This window comes from Pedobacter sp. 01N310 (assembly GCF_056399805.1).
Genome location: NZ_JBFTSB010000001.1, coordinates 535672 through 554476 on the forward strand (window position 1 = coordinate 535672; position 18805 = coordinate 554476).

Annotated in this window: 19 protein-coding genes and 1 tRNA gene; 8 read left to right on the top strand and 12 right to left on the bottom strand. The window is 37.9% G+C overall.

The genetic code is table 11. From position 1 onward, the window contains the following. Positions 1-467: 467 nt before the first annotated feature. Positions 468-980 carry a glutathione peroxidase gene (locus AC1DNH_RS01840; RefSeq protein WP_477584918.1) on the top strand — a complete coding sequence of 171 codons (513 nt, stop codon included), beginning with the start codon at positions 468-470 and terminating at the stop codon, positions 978-980. Between the two features lie 71 nt (positions 981-1051). Here AC1DNH_RS01840 and aqpZ read toward each other — a convergent pair whose 3' ends face one another. From aqpZ to AC1DNH_RS01855, 3 genes are all read right to left on the bottom strand, one after another. Continuing rightward, a complete protein-coding gene (gene aqpZ / locus AC1DNH_RS01845) occupies positions 1052-1759 on the bottom strand; it encodes an aquaporin Z (protein WP_477584917.1) in 708 nt (235 codons plus the stop codon). Positions 1760-2117: 358 nt separating this feature from the next. Beyond that, entirely contained in the window at positions 2118-2954 is an 837-nt protein-coding gene (locus AC1DNH_RS01850) for an MBL fold metallo-hydrolase (protein WP_477584916.1), read from the bottom strand. A gap of 47 nt (positions 2955-3001) precedes the next feature. Next, a complete protein-coding gene (locus AC1DNH_RS01855) occupies positions 3002-3445 on the bottom strand; it encodes a MarR family winged helix-turn-helix transcriptional regulator (RefSeq protein WP_477584915.1) in 444 nt (147 codons plus the stop codon). Positions 3446-3615: 170 nt separating this feature from the next. On the opposite strand from AC1DNH_RS01855, the gene AC1DNH_RS01860 reads away from it, so the two are divergent. Next, positions 3616-4845, top strand: coding sequence for an MFS transporter (locus AC1DNH_RS01860; RefSeq protein WP_477611187.1), 1230 nt, complete (start codon positions 3616-3618; stop codon positions 4843-4845). 276 nt (positions 4846-5121) lie between these two features. Here the strand turns inward: AC1DNH_RS01860 and AC1DNH_RS01865 are convergent, their stop codons facing one another. Then, positions 5122-6138, bottom strand: a complete 1017-nt coding sequence (locus AC1DNH_RS01865; protein ID WP_477585248.1) for a LacI family DNA-binding transcriptional regulator — start codon at positions 6136-6138, stop codon at positions 5122-5124. A gap of 349 nt (positions 6139-6487) precedes the next feature. Between AC1DNH_RS01865 and AC1DNH_RS01870 the strand changes: the two genes are divergently transcribed. From AC1DNH_RS01870 to AC1DNH_RS01890, 5 genes are all read left to right on the top strand, one after another. Next, on the top strand, positions 6488-8317 hold the full coding sequence (locus AC1DNH_RS01870) for a glycoside hydrolase family 2 protein (RefSeq protein WP_477625111.1): 1830 nt from the start codon (positions 6488-6490) through the stop codon (positions 8315-8317). An 88-nt stretch (positions 8318-8405) separates the two neighbouring features. Continuing rightward, entirely contained in the window at positions 8406-9230 is an 825-nt protein-coding gene (locus tag AC1DNH_RS01875; RefSeq protein ID WP_215127668.1) for an SDR family oxidoreductase, read from the top strand. Between the two features lie 53 nt (positions 9231-9283). Further along, positions 9284-10453 (top strand): mannonate dehydratase, encoded by a 1170-nt coding sequence (gene uxuA, locus AC1DNH_RS01880; RefSeq protein WP_477585101.1) that lies wholly within the window; start codon positions 9284-9286, stop codon positions 10451-10453. A gap of 256 nt (positions 10454-10709) precedes the next feature. After that, on the top strand, positions 10710-10943 hold the full coding sequence (locus tag AC1DNH_RS01885; RefSeq protein ID WP_477610820.1) for a hypothetical protein: 234 nt from the start codon (positions 10710-10712) through the stop codon (positions 10941-10943). Positions 10944-11172: 229 nt separating this feature from the next. Continuing rightward, a tRNA-Arg gene (locus AC1DNH_RS01890) sits at positions 11173-11246 on the top strand. Between the two features lie 149 nt (positions 11247-11395). On the opposite strand, the gene AC1DNH_RS01895 is transcribed toward AC1DNH_RS01890, so the two are convergent. The 8 genes from AC1DNH_RS01895 to AC1DNH_RS01930 all read right to left on the bottom strand — a co-directional run bounded on the left by AC1DNH_RS01895 (position 11396) and on the right by AC1DNH_RS01930 (position 17423). Next, entirely contained in the window at positions 11396-11851 is a 456-nt protein-coding gene (locus tag AC1DNH_RS01895) for a JAB domain-containing protein (protein ID WP_477610819.1), read from the bottom strand. A 175-nt stretch (positions 11852-12026) separates the two neighbouring features. After that, on the bottom strand, positions 12027-12464 hold the full coding sequence (locus AC1DNH_RS01900) for a DUF4304 domain-containing protein (RefSeq protein ID WP_477583566.1): 438 nt from the start codon (positions 12462-12464) through the stop codon (positions 12027-12029). An 84-nt stretch (positions 12465-12548) separates the two neighbouring features. Then, positions 12549-13190 carry a hypothetical protein gene (locus AC1DNH_RS01905; protein WP_477583568.1) on the bottom strand — a complete coding sequence of 214 codons (642 nt, stop codon included), beginning with the start codon at positions 13188-13190 and terminating at the stop codon, positions 12549-12551. Continuing rightward, positions 13180-13686 carry a hypothetical protein gene (locus AC1DNH_RS01910; RefSeq protein ID WP_477583569.1) on the bottom strand — a complete coding sequence of 169 codons (507 nt, stop codon included), beginning with the start codon at positions 13684-13686 and terminating at the stop codon, positions 13180-13182. Before AC1DNH_RS01910 ends, AC1DNH_RS01905 begins: the two co-directional genes overlap by 11 nt. 111 nt (positions 13687-13797) lie before the next feature. Next, positions 13798-14718, bottom strand: coding sequence for a hypothetical protein (locus tag AC1DNH_RS01915; RefSeq protein WP_477583571.1), 921 nt, complete (start codon positions 14716-14718; stop codon positions 13798-13800). Continuing rightward, a complete protein-coding gene (locus AC1DNH_RS01920) occupies positions 14715-15461 on the bottom strand; it encodes an FRG domain-containing protein (protein WP_477583573.1) in 747 nt (248 codons plus the stop codon). The genes AC1DNH_RS01915 and AC1DNH_RS01920 overlap by 4 nt, the downstream gene beginning before the upstream one ends. A 148-nt stretch (positions 15462-15609) precedes the next feature. Next, positions 15610-16212 (bottom strand): hypothetical protein, encoded by a 603-nt coding sequence (locus AC1DNH_RS01925; protein WP_477583575.1) that lies wholly within the window; start codon positions 16210-16212, stop codon positions 15610-15612. 311 nt (positions 16213-16523) lie between these two features. Next, positions 16524-17423 carry a hypothetical protein gene (locus tag AC1DNH_RS01930; protein ID WP_477609262.1) on the bottom strand — a complete coding sequence of 300 codons (900 nt, stop codon included), beginning with the start codon at positions 17421-17423 and terminating at the stop codon, positions 16524-16526. A 457-nt stretch (positions 17424-17880) separates the two neighbouring features. On the opposite strand from AC1DNH_RS01930, the gene AC1DNH_RS01935 reads away from it, so the two are divergent. Next, complete coding sequence (locus AC1DNH_RS01935) at positions 17881-18579, top strand: DUF1826 domain-containing protein (protein WP_477586028.1); 699 nt, start codon at positions 17881-17883, stop codon at positions 18577-18579. Positions 18580-18805 lie beyond the last annotated feature (226 nt).

Here is an 18805-nt window from a genome sequence, read left to right on the forward strand (position 1 = left end):
TTAATCTTTTTTTGGAAAGCAATATTAGTAATTTGTAGGTAAGGCTTTCTCCCGCCCTTTGCTACAAATCCTCAACCTCGTTCCTCGGTCTGCGGGTTTTTCGCTTCGGTCGGGTTTAGGTGGCATGTGTTTACTGCTATTTAGGTTTTAACGGCGTTGTGCCAAGCTGAAGGTACAAAAGGGATCAGGCTTTGTTAATTAAACCAGATAGAGCGGAATAGCCCACAGCGTAGCGAGGACTATAAGCGATAGCGGGGCCGTAAACCACCAAGAACCACTGCCCTCAATTTCCTAATCAAAAAAGACACTTATTTGAGCAATGAAATATATGCTTTCATTTTCAAATCATGCTCACAGTTTGTTCTATTGGCCAGTTCTCTTACCTAATTTGCTACATTTAATTTACAACAACGTTACGTTGGCACAACCTATTTGTGCCTATATTCGTATATAAAAATAAAACAACGATGATCAGCACAATTCTAATCCTACTAAACTTATTGGTATCTCCACCAAAAAATGTTTACGAGTTCAGCTTTAAAACCATTGATGGTAAAGAAATTAAACTATCGAAATTTAAAGGCAAAAAAATCTTAATTGTTAACACCGCTTCTAAATGTGGTTTTACACCACAGTATGAAGATTTGGAAAAACTTCAAAAGCAATACGGCAAAAAGGTAGTATTAATTGGTTTCCCTGCGGGTAACTTTGGCGGACAGGAGTTTTCTACCAATGCAGAGATTAAAGAATTCTGTACCGGAAAGTACAATGTATCTTTTATGTTGGCAGAGAAAAGCAGTGTTAAAGGTGATGATATCAGTCCATTGTTCAAGTATTTAACCTCTCAAACCAATACAGAAGAGCAAGGCGATATTAAATGGAACTTTGAGAAATTCTTAATTAATGAAAAAGGAGAATTGGTACACCGTTTCCGTTCTAAAACAAAACCTACTGACGAGGCGATTGTAAAGAACCTATAAAGCTTAGCGTTTAGGGGTTAGTGTTTAGGCGCTAAACTCTAAACGCTAACCCTTTAACAATTCCATTTAAATTAGTTTTTCTCCAAAACTGTTTTCCAAACCAAGGCACTGAGCGCCGCACCAATAATGGGTGCTACAATAAACAGCCAAACCTGGCTTAAGGCTTCTCCGCCAACCAAAAGTGCGGGGCCAATACTTCTTGCCGGATTTACTGATACACCCGTTACCGGAATGCCCACAATATGAATGAGTGTTAAACTTAAGCCGATTGCAAGCCCTGCAAAGCCGCCGTTGATATTTTTAGTAGAGGTTGAGCCGAAAATAACCAATAAGAAAATAAAGGTGAGTACAATTTCGGCAATAAAACCAGCATGTAGGCTGTAATGCTGTGGAGATAGTGCTGCAAAACCATTTTGCCCTAATCCATTTGTTGCCAAAGAATATTCTGGCTTTCCTGAGGCAATTTGCAGTAAGATAAATGCGCCTGCAATGCCGCCTAATACCTGAGCCACAATGTAATAAGCGGCTTCAGTAATTTTCATCCGGCCAGCGATTACCATTCCGATTGAAATTGCCGGATTAATGTGACAGCCTGAAATGTGCCCAATAGCATAAGCCATTGCGGTGACCGATAAGCCAAAGGCAAAAGATATGCCTAATAAGCCTACGCCAGTTGTGCCATTTGCGCCAGCTATAACCGCGCTACCACAACCCATTAAAACCAACACGAGCGTGCCTAGAAATTCGGCACTGAATTTAGAAAGTTTACTTGTCTCCATATAATTTATTATTTAAAGGTTTAAATATTATATCCGGATGATTGTCAATCGAATATAACTAAAAATTTAGAATATAAAAATGGAATAAAATGCTGGTGATTTAGTCTGATTGAATTACGGAATTTTAGACAAGAGAAAGGGGCTTAAATCCATAAGCCCCATTTAAACCAAACAAACTATTTATGAAGTTTATATAAAACCCATATTAGAATAAAATGTTTTGATGAAAATTAAAATTATTTACAATTTTTGCGGGTAATTATGCTTTTGTCTAGTCAATTGCCATTTTTTTGCTCAAAATAAGTCCTACTGTAACTAAATTGATAGAAAACGGCAAGCTATTTTTGACTTTAGGGTGTTAAAATAGGTTGAGTTGTTCTGGCTGGTATAGGTTAGGGTCGAAATTGTAAACTTCGGGTGTGTTTTGAGTATTGCTTACATAATACAACGCTGTTTCCTCATATCTTGAAGCTACTTTAACAAAAGTATTGCCGGCAACATTTTTAAAAAGATTTTCAACCAGCTGTGGGTCGTTATTATCTTTTGATAAGTGGCTCAATAATAAATGACTCATGTATGGGGCTTTATGGTTGATGAAAAGCTCCAGCGCCTGTGTATTGCTTAAGTGACCGTGACCACTTGTAATCCTCCGCTTCAAAAAATAAGGATATCGGCCATTTTCCAGCATCTCTGTATCGTAATTGGCTTCCAAGAAAGCGGCATGACAGTTTTTGAAATGGGCAATTAAACGATCGCACACTGAGCCAATATCTGTAAAAACACCCACTCTTACCTCGTTGCATTCAACAGTAAAACTATAAGGATCAGCTGCATCGTGAAATTTAGAAAAAGCAGAAATCTTTAAACCACCAATCTGAATGTGCTGTAAATGGCTTAATGAAAAGGTATTGTTTGTGTCCAAAGCCAAGCGGCTGCTTTTTAGGGTAGCTGTGCTAATGTAAACCGGGAGTTTATGTTTTTTAGCAAATACCGCCAGCCCCTTAATGTGGTCGCTATGTTCGTGTGAGATAAAAATGGCTTTTACTTTACTGATTGATAAACCCAAACGGTTCATCCGTGTTTCAACCTCTTTGCAGGTTAGGCCAACATCAACCAAAATTGCTTCATTATCGTTACCCACATAGTAACAATTGCCATTACTGCCCGAATTAATTGATGTAAAATATAGTGCCATTTTTCAGCCTGCAAGATAAGGCTTATTTGGCGAAGGAAAAAGGAAAACTATACTCTTGCGCCATTGTGTTCTACCAAACGCGAAAGGAGGGGTAGAAAAGCCTGAATCAAGTTGATTTCTTCTGAGGAGAAGATTTTTTCCATGGTTTGTGCCAGCCATTCTTCTTTTATTTTTCTGCTGGCAATAATGTGTTTTTCGCCAAGCTTGGTTAAGCCGATAAAAACCTTTCGTTTATCCTCATTGCTTGGAAAGCGTTCCACACATTTGGCATCGAACAAGCGGTTGATGATCTGTGAAATAGCTTGTTTTGACACCCTTTCCATATCTGCCAGCTCTGTAGATAACATTTTGCCATGTTGTTCGAGCAGCGACATCGTTAACAGTTCGGCATTGCTAAAGTCTGAACTTACGTTCTGTTTGCGTAGCTGCCTGGTTAAGCGGGTAACTGTGTTTCTTAGTTTTGCGGCAATATCTTGTGTTTGAGTAGGCATCTTAATGGTAAATAAACTTTACAAATATAAGCTTTTAATTTTGTAGATAAACTAATATGGGTCTTTGTTTTGTTTGAATTGTGATTCTGACGTGATAAAACTTTCTGTTTTTGGTTTTTTGATCTGATTTTAGTTTTGTACTTTTGTAAAGTTACTTTACTATTTTAAACATGAGTATTTTTCGTTCGCTAAGGCACTATAATTACAGGTTATTTTTTACAGGTCAGGCTATTTCATTAATCGGCACATGGATGCAGCGTGTAGCCATCAGTTGGTTGGTATATCGTTTAACAGGATCGGCTTTTTTGCTGGGACTGATTACTTTTTTGAGTTTAATCCCTTCACTGGTACTTGCACCGTATGCTGGGAGCTATGTAGATAGACATAATAAGTATAAGATATTGGTGATTACCCAGGTGATCCTGATGCTGCAGGCAGGTGCCCTGGCTTTGATGATCTGGTTTAAAGTATACGATATGTTCTGGATTGCAGCACTTTCACTGGTTCAGGGCTTGGTAAATGCTTTTGATGTTACTGCCCGTCAATCTTTAATGGTAAATTTAATTGATGATAAAGAAGATTTACCAAATGCCATTGCGCTTAATTCTTCCATGTTTAATGCCGCCAGGCTAATCGGCCCGGCGTTGGCAGGGGTAATTTTGAGTACTTTAGGTGAAGATATCTGTTTCCTGATCAATTTTGTGAGCTTTATTGCTGTACTGGGTTGTATGGTGATGATGAAGCTTAAACTCACCGTACATCAAAAATCGAAAGAAAATATCTGGATCGACCTGAAAAAAGGTTACGATTATCTTAAATCATCGCCAGATTTGGCATCCATGGTATTGATGATGGCTGCATCGAGTTTATTGGTAATTCCTTTCACAACTTTATTGCCTGTTTTTGCCAAAGATATTTTTAATGGAAATGCCACAACATTTGGCTGGTTTGAAAGCGCAGCAGGATTTGGTGCATTCTTCGGTGCCATTTATATGGCTACATTAAAAGTGAAGCAAAACCTGCAGAAAATTGTAATGATGTCGGGTATTTTGCTGGCCATTTCGGTTGTAGCGCTGGCTATATCACCATCGCTTGTTCTGGCTTTAATCTGTACCGGTTTAGCTGCTTTGGGTTTGATGGCTCAAACCTCATCTATCAATACTTATCTGCAGACTCATGCCGATGATGTAATGAGGGGAAGGACTTTAAGTTATTATATTATGGCTTACCAGGGCGTATTGCCAATCGGCAGTTTATTGATGGGGTATTTAGCGCATCTTTTTGGTACGCAGACTGTAGTTGCTTTTGAAGGTGTTGCGGGTTTGTTGATTGTAGCTGCGTTTGTGTACAATGAAAAGCACAGGAATCAATTGAACAGTAGTGCAATGTCGTTAAATTAATATGTCATCTGGAATTTTTTAATTTGGGTACGAGTGGTCGTCGAGGTTGTATCATAAAGGCGATTTCAGCCCAGAAGCTGTCATGTTGAGCCTGTCGAAACACCTCAAAGAGTATTTAAACAGGTCCTTCGACAAGCTCAGGATGACAAATTTATATTTATGATACACCCTCCTTAATAGATAGATAAAGATGCTGATCCCGAACATTCGGGACAGCATGACGATCGAGTAGATACAACATTGTGCACAAAACGCTAGACGCCATGCGCCAAACGTTTACCCGTGCACAATCAGCTTACAATCCACAATTACTTTCTGGTAATTATGAATATCAATTTCTTTGCTAATCAATTGTATCAATAGTTTAATTGCGTTTTCACCTACTGATTCGGGGTTTTCTTCAATAGAGGCAATAGGTGGTGAATCGAGATAACTGATAAAAGAGGTGTTCCCGAATCCTACGTATTCAATTTTGTCAAAGTCAGGGTGGTTTATCGATTTCAGGTATTTCATCGCATCGAACATAATAGGTTCTTTAAAAGCCACGAGCGCAGTAGGCATATTTTCTGGGTTGGCAAATAAATTCTTAATTGCTGAGATCGTATTTTCTTTGTCGAAATCGGTGTAAGCAACCAATTCTGATGAAAAAGGAACCTGATTATCATTTAAAGCATTGATGTAGCCATTAAAGCGATCGTGCGTAAAATTAATCATTTTTGGACCGCCTAAATAAGCAATCTTTTTATGCCCCCTGTCTATTAAAAACTTTGTAGCCTGATAACTGCCCTGAAAAGTATTGCCCAAAACTTTATGGCAGCTTAAGTTAAAACTCGGGTTTCGGGCATAATACACTACCGGAGTGCCCATGTTTTCGAACTGGTCTAAATGCGAAAAATCTTGCGTGTGTTTTGAAATAGCCACAATTAAACCATCAACCCGGCTCCGCAACAACATATTTGCAGATTGGATTTCTTTTTTCAGGTCATCGTGAGATTGGCTGATAATAACATTATATCCATTTTGTGTGGCAAATTGCTCTACACCATAAATACTTCTGGTAAAATAGTGATCTAAAAGATTGGGTAAGATAATACCAATAATGTGCGATTTCTTTTCCTTTAAATTAATAGCTGATTTATTGGGCGTAAAATGCAAATCGCGGGCCATTTCCTGAACACGTTGTTTCGTGTACTCGTTTATGGTTGGGTAGTTATTAAGGGCCTTTGATACTGTTGATACTGACATCTTTAACTTTTCAGCCAAGAATTTTAGTGTAACAGGGGTATTATTCATTATCTTTTCCAATCTCAGTGCATAGTTAAGAAAAAAACGCAATTATTTCAAACGTTTGAAATGTTGTTTCAATGGATTTTATTACGTTTTGGCCTATTTTAAAACGTTTAATTTTTTAAGCTTTTCTAAATTCGTAATCACGAGCACAAACTTCCCAAATAAACATGATGAAATCATTACCTGCTGCCAGCAAATGTTGCCAAAAACCTAACTTATGCTTTTGCAGCAAATCACTCCTTATTAATGAAAAACTAAATTTTGCTCAAATTTAGGAGGGCAGTGGAAACACCGTCTGTTAATTAATTGTTAGTTTTGAAACGATCAATTAATTAATATTAAAACTTAAGTTATGCTAAAAACAACCTATAGCGTATTTTTAATCTGCTTTTCGCTCCTTTCATCAATCAGTTACGGTCAGGTTACCGCTATACAAAACATTCAGGGACGGAAAATTCAGAGCCTTAATGGTAAATGGAATTATATTGTTGATCCTTACGAAAACGGTTATTACGATTATCGTCACGATCCATTCGACCAGTCGAAAACCGGAACCGGAGGTTATTACGATGATAAAACTCAGAAAGACAAGTCAGAACTGATCGAGTATGATTTCGATCATTCGCCACAAATGAATGTTCCTGGCGATTGGAACTCGCAATCGGAAAAATTAGAGCTTTACGAAGGCAATGTCTGGCTGCGCAAAAAGTTTGATGCAAAACCAGAAAAAGGGAAAAAATATTTCGTGTATTTCGGTGCAGTAAATTACGAAGCCCATGTTTACCTCAACGGTAAAAAACTGGGGGTACACAAGGGCGGTTTTACACCTTTCCAGTTCGATGTAACCAGCAACTTAAAAATTGGCGAAAACTCCATTGTGCTTAAAGTTGATAATATCCGTAAACAGGATGAAATTCCAACTGTAAATACCGATTGGTGGAACTATGGCGGCATTACACGCGATGTTTACTTAGCCGAATTTCCTGAACATTTTATCAGTGACTATAAACTTCAGCTTGTTAAAGGAAGCAATAACTTATTAAATTTTTCGGTAAAACTTGCTGATGCAACCGTTGGACAGGAAATTATGCTTTCTATTCCAGAGCTGAAGCTCGAAAAGAAATACAAAACAGATAGCGAAGGTAAAATTGTAGATGAGTTTATCTGGAACAATTTAAGTTTATGGTCGCCAGAAACACCAAAATTATATGCGGTAAATATTAAAACCGATAAAGAAAATATCAACGATAAAATTGGTTTCAGAACCATTCAGGTTGATGGCGATAGTATCTTGTTAAACGGTAAATCTGTTTTTTTAAGAGGAATCTCACTACATGACGAAAACCCGCTTTTAGCTGGTCGTTTACGCTCAGAAGGCGATATGCGTATGATGTTGCAATGGGCAAAAGAAATGAACTGTAACTACGTTCGCCTGGCGCATTACCCGCATAACGAAGAAATGATTCGCCTTGCTGATGAAATGGGACTATTGGTTTGGGCTGAAGTTCCTGTTTACTGGACCATCAGCTGGACAAATCCGGCAACCTATGCCAATGCAAAAAAGCAATTGACTGATTTAATCGTACGAGATAAAAACAGGGCAAGTGTGATCGTCTGGTCTATTGGCAACGAAACCCCGTTAAGCGATGCCCGTTTGAGTTTTATGAGCAATTTGGCAGAAACTGCCCGCTCTTTGGATGATACCCGTTTAGTGGCTGCTGCTTTAGAAGTACACCGCGAGGGAAATAACATCATTTTAAACGATCCCCTGGGCGAAAAAATCGATCTGGTAAGTTTTAATGAATATGCTGGTTGGTACTGGGGAGGTAATCCATCCGAAATTACCAAATACAATTTCGATATTAAATATAAAAAACCTGTGGTAATTACTGAGTTTGGGGGCGATGCTTTGGGCGGTTTCCACGCCGATGAAAATACACGTTGGAGCGAAGAATACCAAGAGGCGTTGTACAAAAATCAGATTGCTATGTTAAGCAAAATTGGGGCTTTAAGAGGCATGACGCCATGGATTTTGACCGATTTCAGGTCACCAAGAAGACAACATCCTATTTATCAGAATTTCTGGAACCGTAAAGGCTTGATCAGCGAAACAGGTAAAAAAAAGAAAGCCTTCTTCGTGCTGAAAGATTTTTACGACCAGATGCAGGTCAAATACAAATAAAATATGAACAGCTTACAGAAAACTAGTTTTGCTCCTAAAATAATGCTTTCGATGGCGCTGTTAAATAAACTTAAAAAGAACTAAACAAATGGTAAAAGAAGTAGAAAGTCTGTTTTCGCTGAAAAACAAGGTTGTAGTAGTTACAGGTGCTACAGGTGTTTTGGGCGAGGCTTTTGTAAATGGATTATGTGCAGCTGGTGCTGTAATCGTTGTTATAGGAAGAAATGAAGACGCTGCAAAGCAAAGGGTTGCTGATGTAACAAACGCAGGAGGAAAAGCTATTTATATTATTGCTGATGTATTGGATGAGCAGAATCTGCTTAATGCGAATGAAATCATTATCAAAGAATTTGGTCGCATAGATGCGCTGATTAATGCAGCAGGTGGAAATGTGGCGGAAGCCGTTATTCAGCCCGGAAGTGATATTTTTGATCTTAATATTCCAGCCCTAAAACAAGCATTTGACCTCAATTTATTTGGAACTATTTTGCCTACACAGATTTTCGGTAAAGAAATCGCGAAAAATGGGGGTAGTATTGTGAATATTTCATCAGTTTCTGCTAATCAGGCCATTACACGCGTATTGGGTTACTCATTGGCCAAAACATCTATAGATTGTTATACCAAATGGATGGCTGTTGAATTAGCCAATCGTTATCAGGATAAAATCAGGATAAATGCCATTGTACCCGGCTTTTTTATTACTAACCAGAACAGGGCGTTATTAACCAATGAAGATGGTTCTTTGACTGCAAGAGGGCAGGCCATCATTTCTAAAACACCCTTTAAACGGTTTGGAGCGCCAGAAGAATTGATTGGCGCTTTAGTATATTTGCTAAGTGATGCCTCTAAATTTGTAAATGGACAGAATGTTACCGTGGATGGGGGATTTACAGCATTTTCTGGCGTTTAGATATCAATACAATCACATAATCAGTGTAATCTTAATCTGTGCAATCAAATACAATGAAGTATAAAAAATTAGAACAAACCTGGCGTTGGTATGGTCCGAACGATCCAGTTAGCCTACAAGATGTTAAACAAGCAGGAGCTACGGGCGTTGTAACCGCACTGCATCATATACCACATGGTGAAGTTTGGCCATTACATGATATTCAGGAAAGAAAAGCCATTATCGAGGCAGCAGGTTTAACCTGGTCGGTAGTAGAAAGTGTTCCCGTGCATGAAGCGATTAAAACGCGTAGGGCAGATGCAGGGCAGTATATCGAAAATTATAAAACCTCTTTGCGTAACCTGTCGGCCTGCGGAATTAAGACTGTGTGCTACAACTTTATGCCTGTTTTAGATTGGACACGTACACAATTGGACCTGGAAATGACCGATGGATCGAAAGCCCTTTATTTTAACTGGATCGATCTGGCCATTTTTGATCTCTATATTTTGAAGAGAGAAGGTGCAGAAGCAGATTATTCGCAATCTATTTTAGATAGGGCAGCAGCTAAACATGCTACTTTAACAGCGCAGGATTTAGTTGATCTTCGCATCAATGTATTAATGGGCATCCCGACCGAAAAAGAAATCGAGTTGGAGACTTTGCGTAATAGCATTAATGAATATAAAGCCATTGGAAGACAAGGATTAAAAGAAAATTTGAAATTTTTCTTGTTATCTATTGCTGATGTTTGTACAGAAGAAGGTATTAAAATGACCATCCATCCTGACGATCCCCCTTATGCTATTTTAGGTTTGCCAAGAATTGCGAGTACGCTCGAAGATTTTAATTATATTATTAAAGAAGTAGACCAGGCTTTTAACGGTGTTTGTTTCTGTACAGGCTCATTAGGTGCCGGAATGGGGAATAATGCTTTAGAGATCTTCAATGCAGTTAAGGAACGTGTTTATTTTGCGCATTTGCGTAACGTTAAAAAAGATGAGGACGGTAGTTTTTACGAAGCAGATCATTTAGGTGGTGATGTGAACATGTATGAAATCATGAAAGCCTTATCAGAAGAAAATGCTTTGCGCGATAAATCAATTCCTTTCCGCCCAGATCATGGCCACCAAATGTTGGATGATTTGGCCAAAGAAACCAACCCAGGTTATTCGGCGATAGGCAGATTAAGGGGTTTAGCCGAATTAAGAGGCTTAGAAATAGGCGTTACAGGGAATTACTAAACAATTTTCCTAGAGAAACACATTCGCTTTGTCATCCTGAGCGTAGTCGAAGGATCTTTTAGCGTTAATTTAACACATAAGCGCACAAATAAAACTTATTTATTTGTGCGCATTTTTTGTAATGGCTGAGCTTGCATCTGCCTTTCGCCAACCGACAAACACTTAGCGCTGATCCTTATTATCCATAAATACACACCAATTCCCGAAATTTTAACTCACCTTTGCTTGTGGCTTGAAATTTGAGTCTCTTAAAATTATGGAAAACAGCAATAACCCCAAGAAGAAGATCTTAACGCCTTCTGTTGTACATGATGATTTACCTGAGGTTAAGAAGCCTGAGCATTTACGGAAGGTGCCACTAAATCACGACAGTAGATTGCCAGAAAATCCTGAAAGAAATTATCACCATGAAGAATTAAAGAGTGTAACCGTCGGTCACGACAAAATTCGGCATGCCGATGATGATATTTGGAACGGAGAAGACGCGTAATTTAGATTTATCCTGTTTTTTGGATACTCGCTATGTACTTTTGGTACAGAATAGGGTGAAAAACAACGTTTTTTATGGGGTGAAATCAAATTTATTCCGCCCAAATTTAATTTTAATTGCTTCGTTCTTAAATACTTATTTGAAATAGAAAAAGTACCCTCTAAATAGTTTAAAATATATTTTTACATATTAAATAGAACTTCTATATTTGCAGCTCATTAAAAAATGAGCCTCGGTAGCTCAGCTGGATAGAGCGTCGGTTTTCTAAACCGAGGGTCAGGGGTTCGAGTCCCTTCCGGGGTACAGTCAATGGCTTTCAGATCATCTGAGAGCCATTTTTTATTTCACATGCTATACTGTTTTGTTTCGCATTTGGCGCGCAACTGGTGCGCTTGTTTAAAATTGTTTAATTAAATCAAAGTTATTTTGTTTGGTTTTCAATTCCAAATTATTCAGATCATTCCATCGTCAGCAAAACTGTAATAGCTGTTTTCGCTTATAATGATATGATCCCATACATTAATATCTAGCAACTTTCCACACTCGGCCAATCTATTTGTTAATTTAATGTCTGCATCACTCGGTTTAAGATCTTGACTTGGGTGGTTATGAGCCAATATAATTGATGAACAGTTAGCTTTTAAGGCAGTAGCAAACACTATCTTTGGATCAACATAAGTACCGCTAACACCACCCATTGAGATATCAACAAAACCAAGCACTCGGTTACTTCTATTAAGAAGCAAGATCTTAAATTCTTCGAGAAATGCGATCCTCCCCATATCCCATTGACTCTTTAAAAGCTGAAACGTTTGGTTTGATGAGGTAATCTTAGGGCGATCCGTGATATTGTAATCTGGTTTGTAGCTTACCTGCACTTCAGCTACTTTAAATTGTTCTTGTACCATAGTTGTATCTATTTAAATATGGCACATGTACCAAGCTTTCAACTCAACTAAATCAAGAAGCAACGGATATAAATAGCCAGTGTGGTGGCTATCTGAGCGTTTATGCCGGAATTTCTTGAAATGTGTTGAGGGGAGAAGCTTAAATTGGTGCAATAGTTAGATAGATACCATAATATCAATCATTAACTTCTCCGTTTTTCCAGTAGTCTTCCGCAATGGGTATTCTTTGCAGCACCTCTTTGCAAATCTTCTTGTAAACGTTACCTAGCCCAAATAGATAATCTTTGTCGTAACGGAACCAATCTTCGTTTAGACTACTCTCGGTATTCATGTTGCTTTGAATACGCTTTCGCTTGTTAACATCATGAGCAGTTACTTTATTAGGCTTAATCTCGAGTCCCCAAGAAGTTATAATGCCATTTGGTTGGCAATTGGCAATTTCAATTACGAATCCACCACCACTTCTGTCAAACTGAAACGTTAAAAGGTTAATCCGTTCATCTGTCTGCCGTCTAAAGTGTGGGAAAGAGCCTTTAAAGTTTAAACTTCTTAAGACTGGTATCACAGTTTGATTCAAACATTTAACCATATCGTTTCTATTAGAACTGCTCATTGGCTCTCATTTAGTTTTCTGATAAGTGGAATTGGCAGTTACCCCTTACTTCCTAATATCCATCTTTCAATCTATTTCTTTCTTTTAAGGGGAAGGTTTTAGTTTTGGATATCCGTCTTTGGTTTTTAAAGGTGAGCCGCCAACTCCATGCTTTATAAGCAAACACTTTTTATCAAGAGACGCTAAACTGATATTTGTCATTTCCGAGCTTTGTAACTGTAGATTAGCAAGTTCTACCAAGGCGTTAGCAGAAGGGATGCCTTTGAAACGTTGTTCAAAATATAATGAGTTTGTATGAGCCTGAGCAACTTCGAGTATGAGACTATCAAGATGGTTCTTCATTGATTGTTCAGCTTCAACTTTTGAAACTCTCTCAACAAGAGTGGAAGTAGCAGACATTAAAGCACCTTTAATAAAATCTGGAGTAGCAAGGACTTTATAGGCGATATCTACATCAGATCCAATTAGATCAAGGTTCTCGATTTGCTTTTTGTATTCGTCAATCAAGCCATTGAGATCTTGATTAGCAAACTGTATAGAATCAGCCTCGTTTGAAATTGCATTAATTTCCTTAGCCTTAATCTCTTTTAATATCTTCCGGTTTGAGACTTGTAAGATAGCATTTGACTTCTCTATCGATGACTGAATCTGTTTATATGAATCTACAAATGGTGACCTGCATCCTACTATTAGAAAGATCAGTACAATTAACTTCTTATTGTTCATTTGTATGTGATTTTAGTTTTAACCACTCGTTAAAGTACCTGATTACTGTCTCATCAATATTGATTCTGTCCACTCCATCAATATACCATTGTACTTCGTCACTTATTAAATCACTCTTGGCATAATACAGAAAGTAGAACTCCTGAAGTGATTTCTCATAATCAAGTTCAAGGTAAAGATCTCTAAGCTCAGTAAGAACTGTTACTGATTCTAGCGTACCATCAAGGCGCATCTGTATAAGGTAATTGACATAATTCCATACAGTTTGGAGTTTATCAGAGAAGTCCAAGCCCCATTCATTAAGTGCTTTTGTAGTCAAGGTCTGCATTTCAAAGTAATCGAATGGCTCACCCATACCTGCCAAGATAACAAGATGTTCAGTATCATAACCATTCATTAGCATTTCAACTGCCCAATCAGACCAAGTCCTGTCAAAGTCACGATCTAATGCTTTATAAGCTAAAACCCTTATTGTAGAATTTGGTAATGGACGCATTTTAGAGAAAGTAGTGTTTAATAATAGTTCTTTTAAACGTATTGGGAGGATAAGCTTATATTGGTGCTATAGTTGGATAGATACTTCCTTACTAGCCCTCATGGGTTGTCGTCATCTTCTTCTCTTTATAATGTGGTTGCCATCCTCTTTATGCGTAATTTCATTAAAGTACACTAAAGGTGCATAATACAGTCTTTCAATGAAAGCCAAACTAGGTTTACCCTGTTTGTTTCTTATCAATTTAAGCAGCCCACCTATACCTTTCTTTACATAGTTTAAATGCTCGGCGAACTCATGTATTGAATAGCCTAAACTTGGTTCATTTATATGTGTCATTTCATTACGAAGCCTGCGAAGAGCCTTGAATTGAGTCCATTGATTTCCTTCGTTAATGTCATTCAAACTACCACCTGCGGAGTATGCCATAAAAAGATTTAATCTGTCTTCCAATCTAGAAGTCACCTTTAGTTCGTCAAGAACCGGAGACTTAATACCACTATGATTGTATATCAATATGTGCCGATTAATGAATGCATCAACAAGTGAAATACAGGCAGTAAGATATGCTCTATAATATCTTGTGCACATTACAAAATCATACTCATCGCTGTACATACAGGCTTCTTCTCTATAAAATAGAATGTCTTCAGAGAGAGCCATTTCCACAGGTATATTGGTCATCGGCGGTGTAAGGGATTTTGTATGTCCAGCATATGTGGATTCGATCTTTAGAAACCCCATAGTTGGCGTTGTTATCCCGAACATACCTCCAAAGATTTCATCTCTATTATCAGCATTAGATTGCGAGACAGATTCATATCCATTGGCCTTGACATCTGCTAACAGCTCTCTAAAAGAAACTTTATTAGTAGCACCGTTTCTAGATATATCAAAGGTCGCTCTTTCCCATCCACCTTTGGGAGATCGGACGCCATTGTCTAGCAGTGTTTTAATAAGTATCTTTTTTGCCTCAGTATTCGAGACTCCATACTGTTCTAATTCAAGGAATGCATGTTGAGTTTGTTCGTTCATTCGTCCAGTATTGTACCATCCCAAAATTTGTAATGCTCAGCAAACCAACACAAATGTTTTGATAGCCCCTCAAGATCAGGGAATAAGTTGAGGTAATTAATGCCGTAATGATTAAGCATATGTACCATTTCCTCCTTTAGACTCTTTGGAATGATAAATCTCTCCAACTCCCCTTTGAATGATTTGTTGTCAAACTCAAGAATGGGTTGGTTATGAATGGAAAAGTAACCATATTGATTAGCGATTCTCATAGTTGGTGTATTTGGCTGGTAAATAACTATGGATGGTGCTTTGATTAAGAAAGGATTAGGGTTTTTTTCAACATTTACAAATCGGGTAACTTTGTGTATGTAGATAGCACCATCAACATCCAAATTATCTGCTGATGCAAAAAAAGCAGCTGTAAGAGGATTATGAGTCCAATCAAGCATTCGAGTTGGTAGACCTGTGTGTTGTGCAATTGACAGTAACTCCCAGTCATTATAACGGTCATTGTTAAGGAGAGATACTGCTCTGCGTTTCCATTGCTTAAATAACTTTTCATCATTTGAATGAGAAAACTCATCTCTGCCAGCTTTGGGAACGAGTTTCCAATCAGCATTACTTTGTCCTCTGAACTTAAAGGTAGTTGATTTCCTTAAAGTCGCTAGCTTCTTATGAAACATTGTCAAATCTGCTATTATAGTTTCTTTCATTTTGTGATTAATATCTTCTTGGTGCTGATCTTGTATGTAGCTTAACATATGCTCATCTTTACGAGCATAGCCTTTTACATGCACGCTTCCATCTGATGAACTCCTGGATTTAGTTATTGATCTCTTAATTGCAGATGGTGTATAAGCGGATATGGTTTACCTAGTGCTATAACTTACGGTTAACCACCTTTCTACTCTATAAGTCGTCTTTTGCTTTGGCTCTTATGATAGCTCCATTGATTTTATCTAAGTAAGCTAGCTTAACAAAACAACTTGTTATACTGTTATGTTCAATCGAAACTTCTATGTCACCCTGCTCCGTCTGCCAAATCGAGTAGTACTTACATCTATCAAACTGAACTTGATACATCTTATTATGATCATCCTGACGCTCGTCATCAAATTTTTCAACTTTGGTACTTGGTTTCCCATACTTCTCTGTCAGCAACTCTTTCAGACTACTGTAATTTCCGTATAGTGCTGACCATGTTTCTCTGTCTGGAAAGGCAACAGCTATTTGATAGACCAAGTCTTTTTGCTTAAGCGTTGAAACCCCAACTACGCAATTCTTATAACCTGCGAAATCTCCTTGGAGGATCGCTGTCCCATCTTTAGTTGCGATGTGGCTGAAACCATTCTGTTTCATCTTAAATACATAATCTATCAAGGTGCCAGTTATCGGTACGCCTTTGAAAGTTAAGTGTTGGGAGGTTGGCTTTTGTGCGAATGTTATGACCGAGACTGTCAGCATAATCATAATTGCTAAAGTTGCCTTTAAAGATAGAATGTGTCGTTTCATCGAGCGTTAACTTTATAAGAGAGATTTAGTTATGCAAAGATAATAGAATGAGAGATGATTGCAAGTCAACCAATCCATCTTATCAATATCCAAGATTTTTTACTTAACCTACTTTAGGGGAGAGTTACCAGTTTTTGGATATGCTGAAAAGGTGTAGATATCGATGTTGTGTTTACAAGGTCAGGAGTGCTCCAAACAGTTGTTTACCTTTTAAAACGACAATCATAATGCTGACCACTCGTTGCACATTTTTATTTTGAAGAGGGTAATAAAACAGATACGACAGGGAAATGTGCATCGTCTTGCAGTTTTTACCTACCATTCAATATTGAATTCGAGATTTTTTCTCTGTACTCAACTAGACCGTGTGACTCCTCGAACGCTTTAAGCTGGTATACAGCAACATTAAAATCTTCTAACAATCTAGGTAGTTCGCAACCGCCTCCGTTGGAATTTATGTGATTATTATAAGCTACGATAGCATCAAAGTGATTTTTCATTAGCGTCCTATGCACCTCCACTAAGTGCTCAATCATATCATCGGTTTTCTGATAGATTCTTATTGACTTGCATTTATCAATACTCAAGAGTATTGATATGTCTTCGATATTTCCAATATCAATGATTTCAGCGCGTTTAACCGTATTTTTGAATGCGAATCTAAATTCTCTTTGATACTTATATCTTAATGGCTTTTCGAAGTAGCTTTTTGATCTTTCCGTCATGCCAAAGTCTGTATACTTAACAGGACTTGTATGAAAGTTCAAGTTAAGTTTGGTCAGTGACAATTCAACGCGTCTTATAAATTCTGCCACGCCTTGTATAATAAGCATGTGAGAACCAAAGTCTTTCATTTCAGCAGGAAGTTGTTCATGTAGCATGTTAAAATCGTTCTGGCTGGTGACTGCGTAGAGGCAAAAGATATTTATAAACAGCTCTTCATTTCTATAGGTAGAAAGGTAATTTCCATCAGGTAATCGGATTGATTCAACAGATATATCAAAGAACTCCCTTTTAAGGTCTATTGTGACGCCCTTTCCTATAGTTTGTTTGTATACCCTTTCATATTTATCACCAACAGCATTATTATCACAGCCTTCAAAGAACTCCAAAATATTAAAATACAGTTCGCCTCTTTGAAGTTGCTTGAGACGATCTTCACTCGAATACTTGATCAATGAAAGTAAAATTTCCTTACTATTAGTGTCCATCTATCTAAGATACAAATTACATTTAATATACTGCTCACCGCCTGCGAACTGAGAAAATGTGTGAGAATCAGTAGCTGCAAAGCAACAGGATTCGATCTATGTTTTAACACAAGCGTAGCGCAGCATTTTCGATTACGCATGGTGAGCTGAAAAGTGGAGCCTGACTAGATTTATCCAGGATAAAGCGAAGCAGATCCTAGATAAAGATAGAGAGAAGGCTCACGAAGGCATCTGCATTGCCAAAATTAAAACCATAACAGAAACTTATTGAATGGGTATTTCTTGTGGCGACCATAAACCACTTTTTCTTATGCCAGGAGACCACAAGGTGTATCCCAAACAGGCAAAAATGACTCCGATCAACCATGATTTTTGAAAAATAGATTTCATTTCCAACAATCCTCTGAGCTATTCCTTATTTTTGCTGGAGGTTATGGCCAAATAGCTTAATTAAGAAATGGATAATAGATTTTCTAACAGCAAACAGGTTGCGGTGGTTTCCACTTTTTCTCATCTTTTGAATACGAATTTTAAGGGAGATATAAATGCAATTTGCTGGCAGAGAGACCTGGTTGGCGACTTTAAGGAAATTGTATCCAAACTTGAACTGAAAGCGGACCTCACTGAAGTTTCTATGGAAGATCTCCATGCGCTTAAGCTATCGGAACAAGGTAGTATGGCAAGGGAAGTTATCTTAAGTGATTTTCAGTTGTTGGCAGACTCCGGAGCATCGCCTTCGCTCAATTTAATCAAAAGTTATCAGCGGGATGAGGAACTCGGTTTCATTTCAACAGATGTATATTCATTCCATGTAGACCGTTCGCCTATCGGTACGGATACTTTTTTATGTACCTATTATGGTGCGGCAAGTGAAATCATCGCTAATCATCAGGCTGAACAAAAAATCCTGGTCCCTGAAATCCGGCAAAAGCTCAAAGAGCTGCATAACGGTCCGGAATCGGAATTTGAAAGCTTTTTGATGGAACATTATTTTGACCTGCATTACCAGGCCAAAGCTGATGCAAGGCCTATTAATTTGGGATTGGGGCATTTATGGAGGTTGGCAGTAGATTATCCTGGTAAACAGGTTTTACCATGCGTGCACCGCGCACCCAACGAAAAAGATGGTGAGTATAGATTGCTTCTGATCTGCTAAAATTAAATTTTCTAATCTAATCCCCTTTATTAGCTGTTAATCAGATAGGTTACATCAGATTAATTATCTGCATGGCAATCTTTCTGTTTAAAAAATACCCCTCGAAAAGTTTCGTAGTTAACATTTCTGCTTACTAATTTAACATTACTGCTCTGTGGTCATGATATGGCATTGTAGTTTTGCATCATAAAAACATACCACCATATTCTAACCAATTAATTCTTTG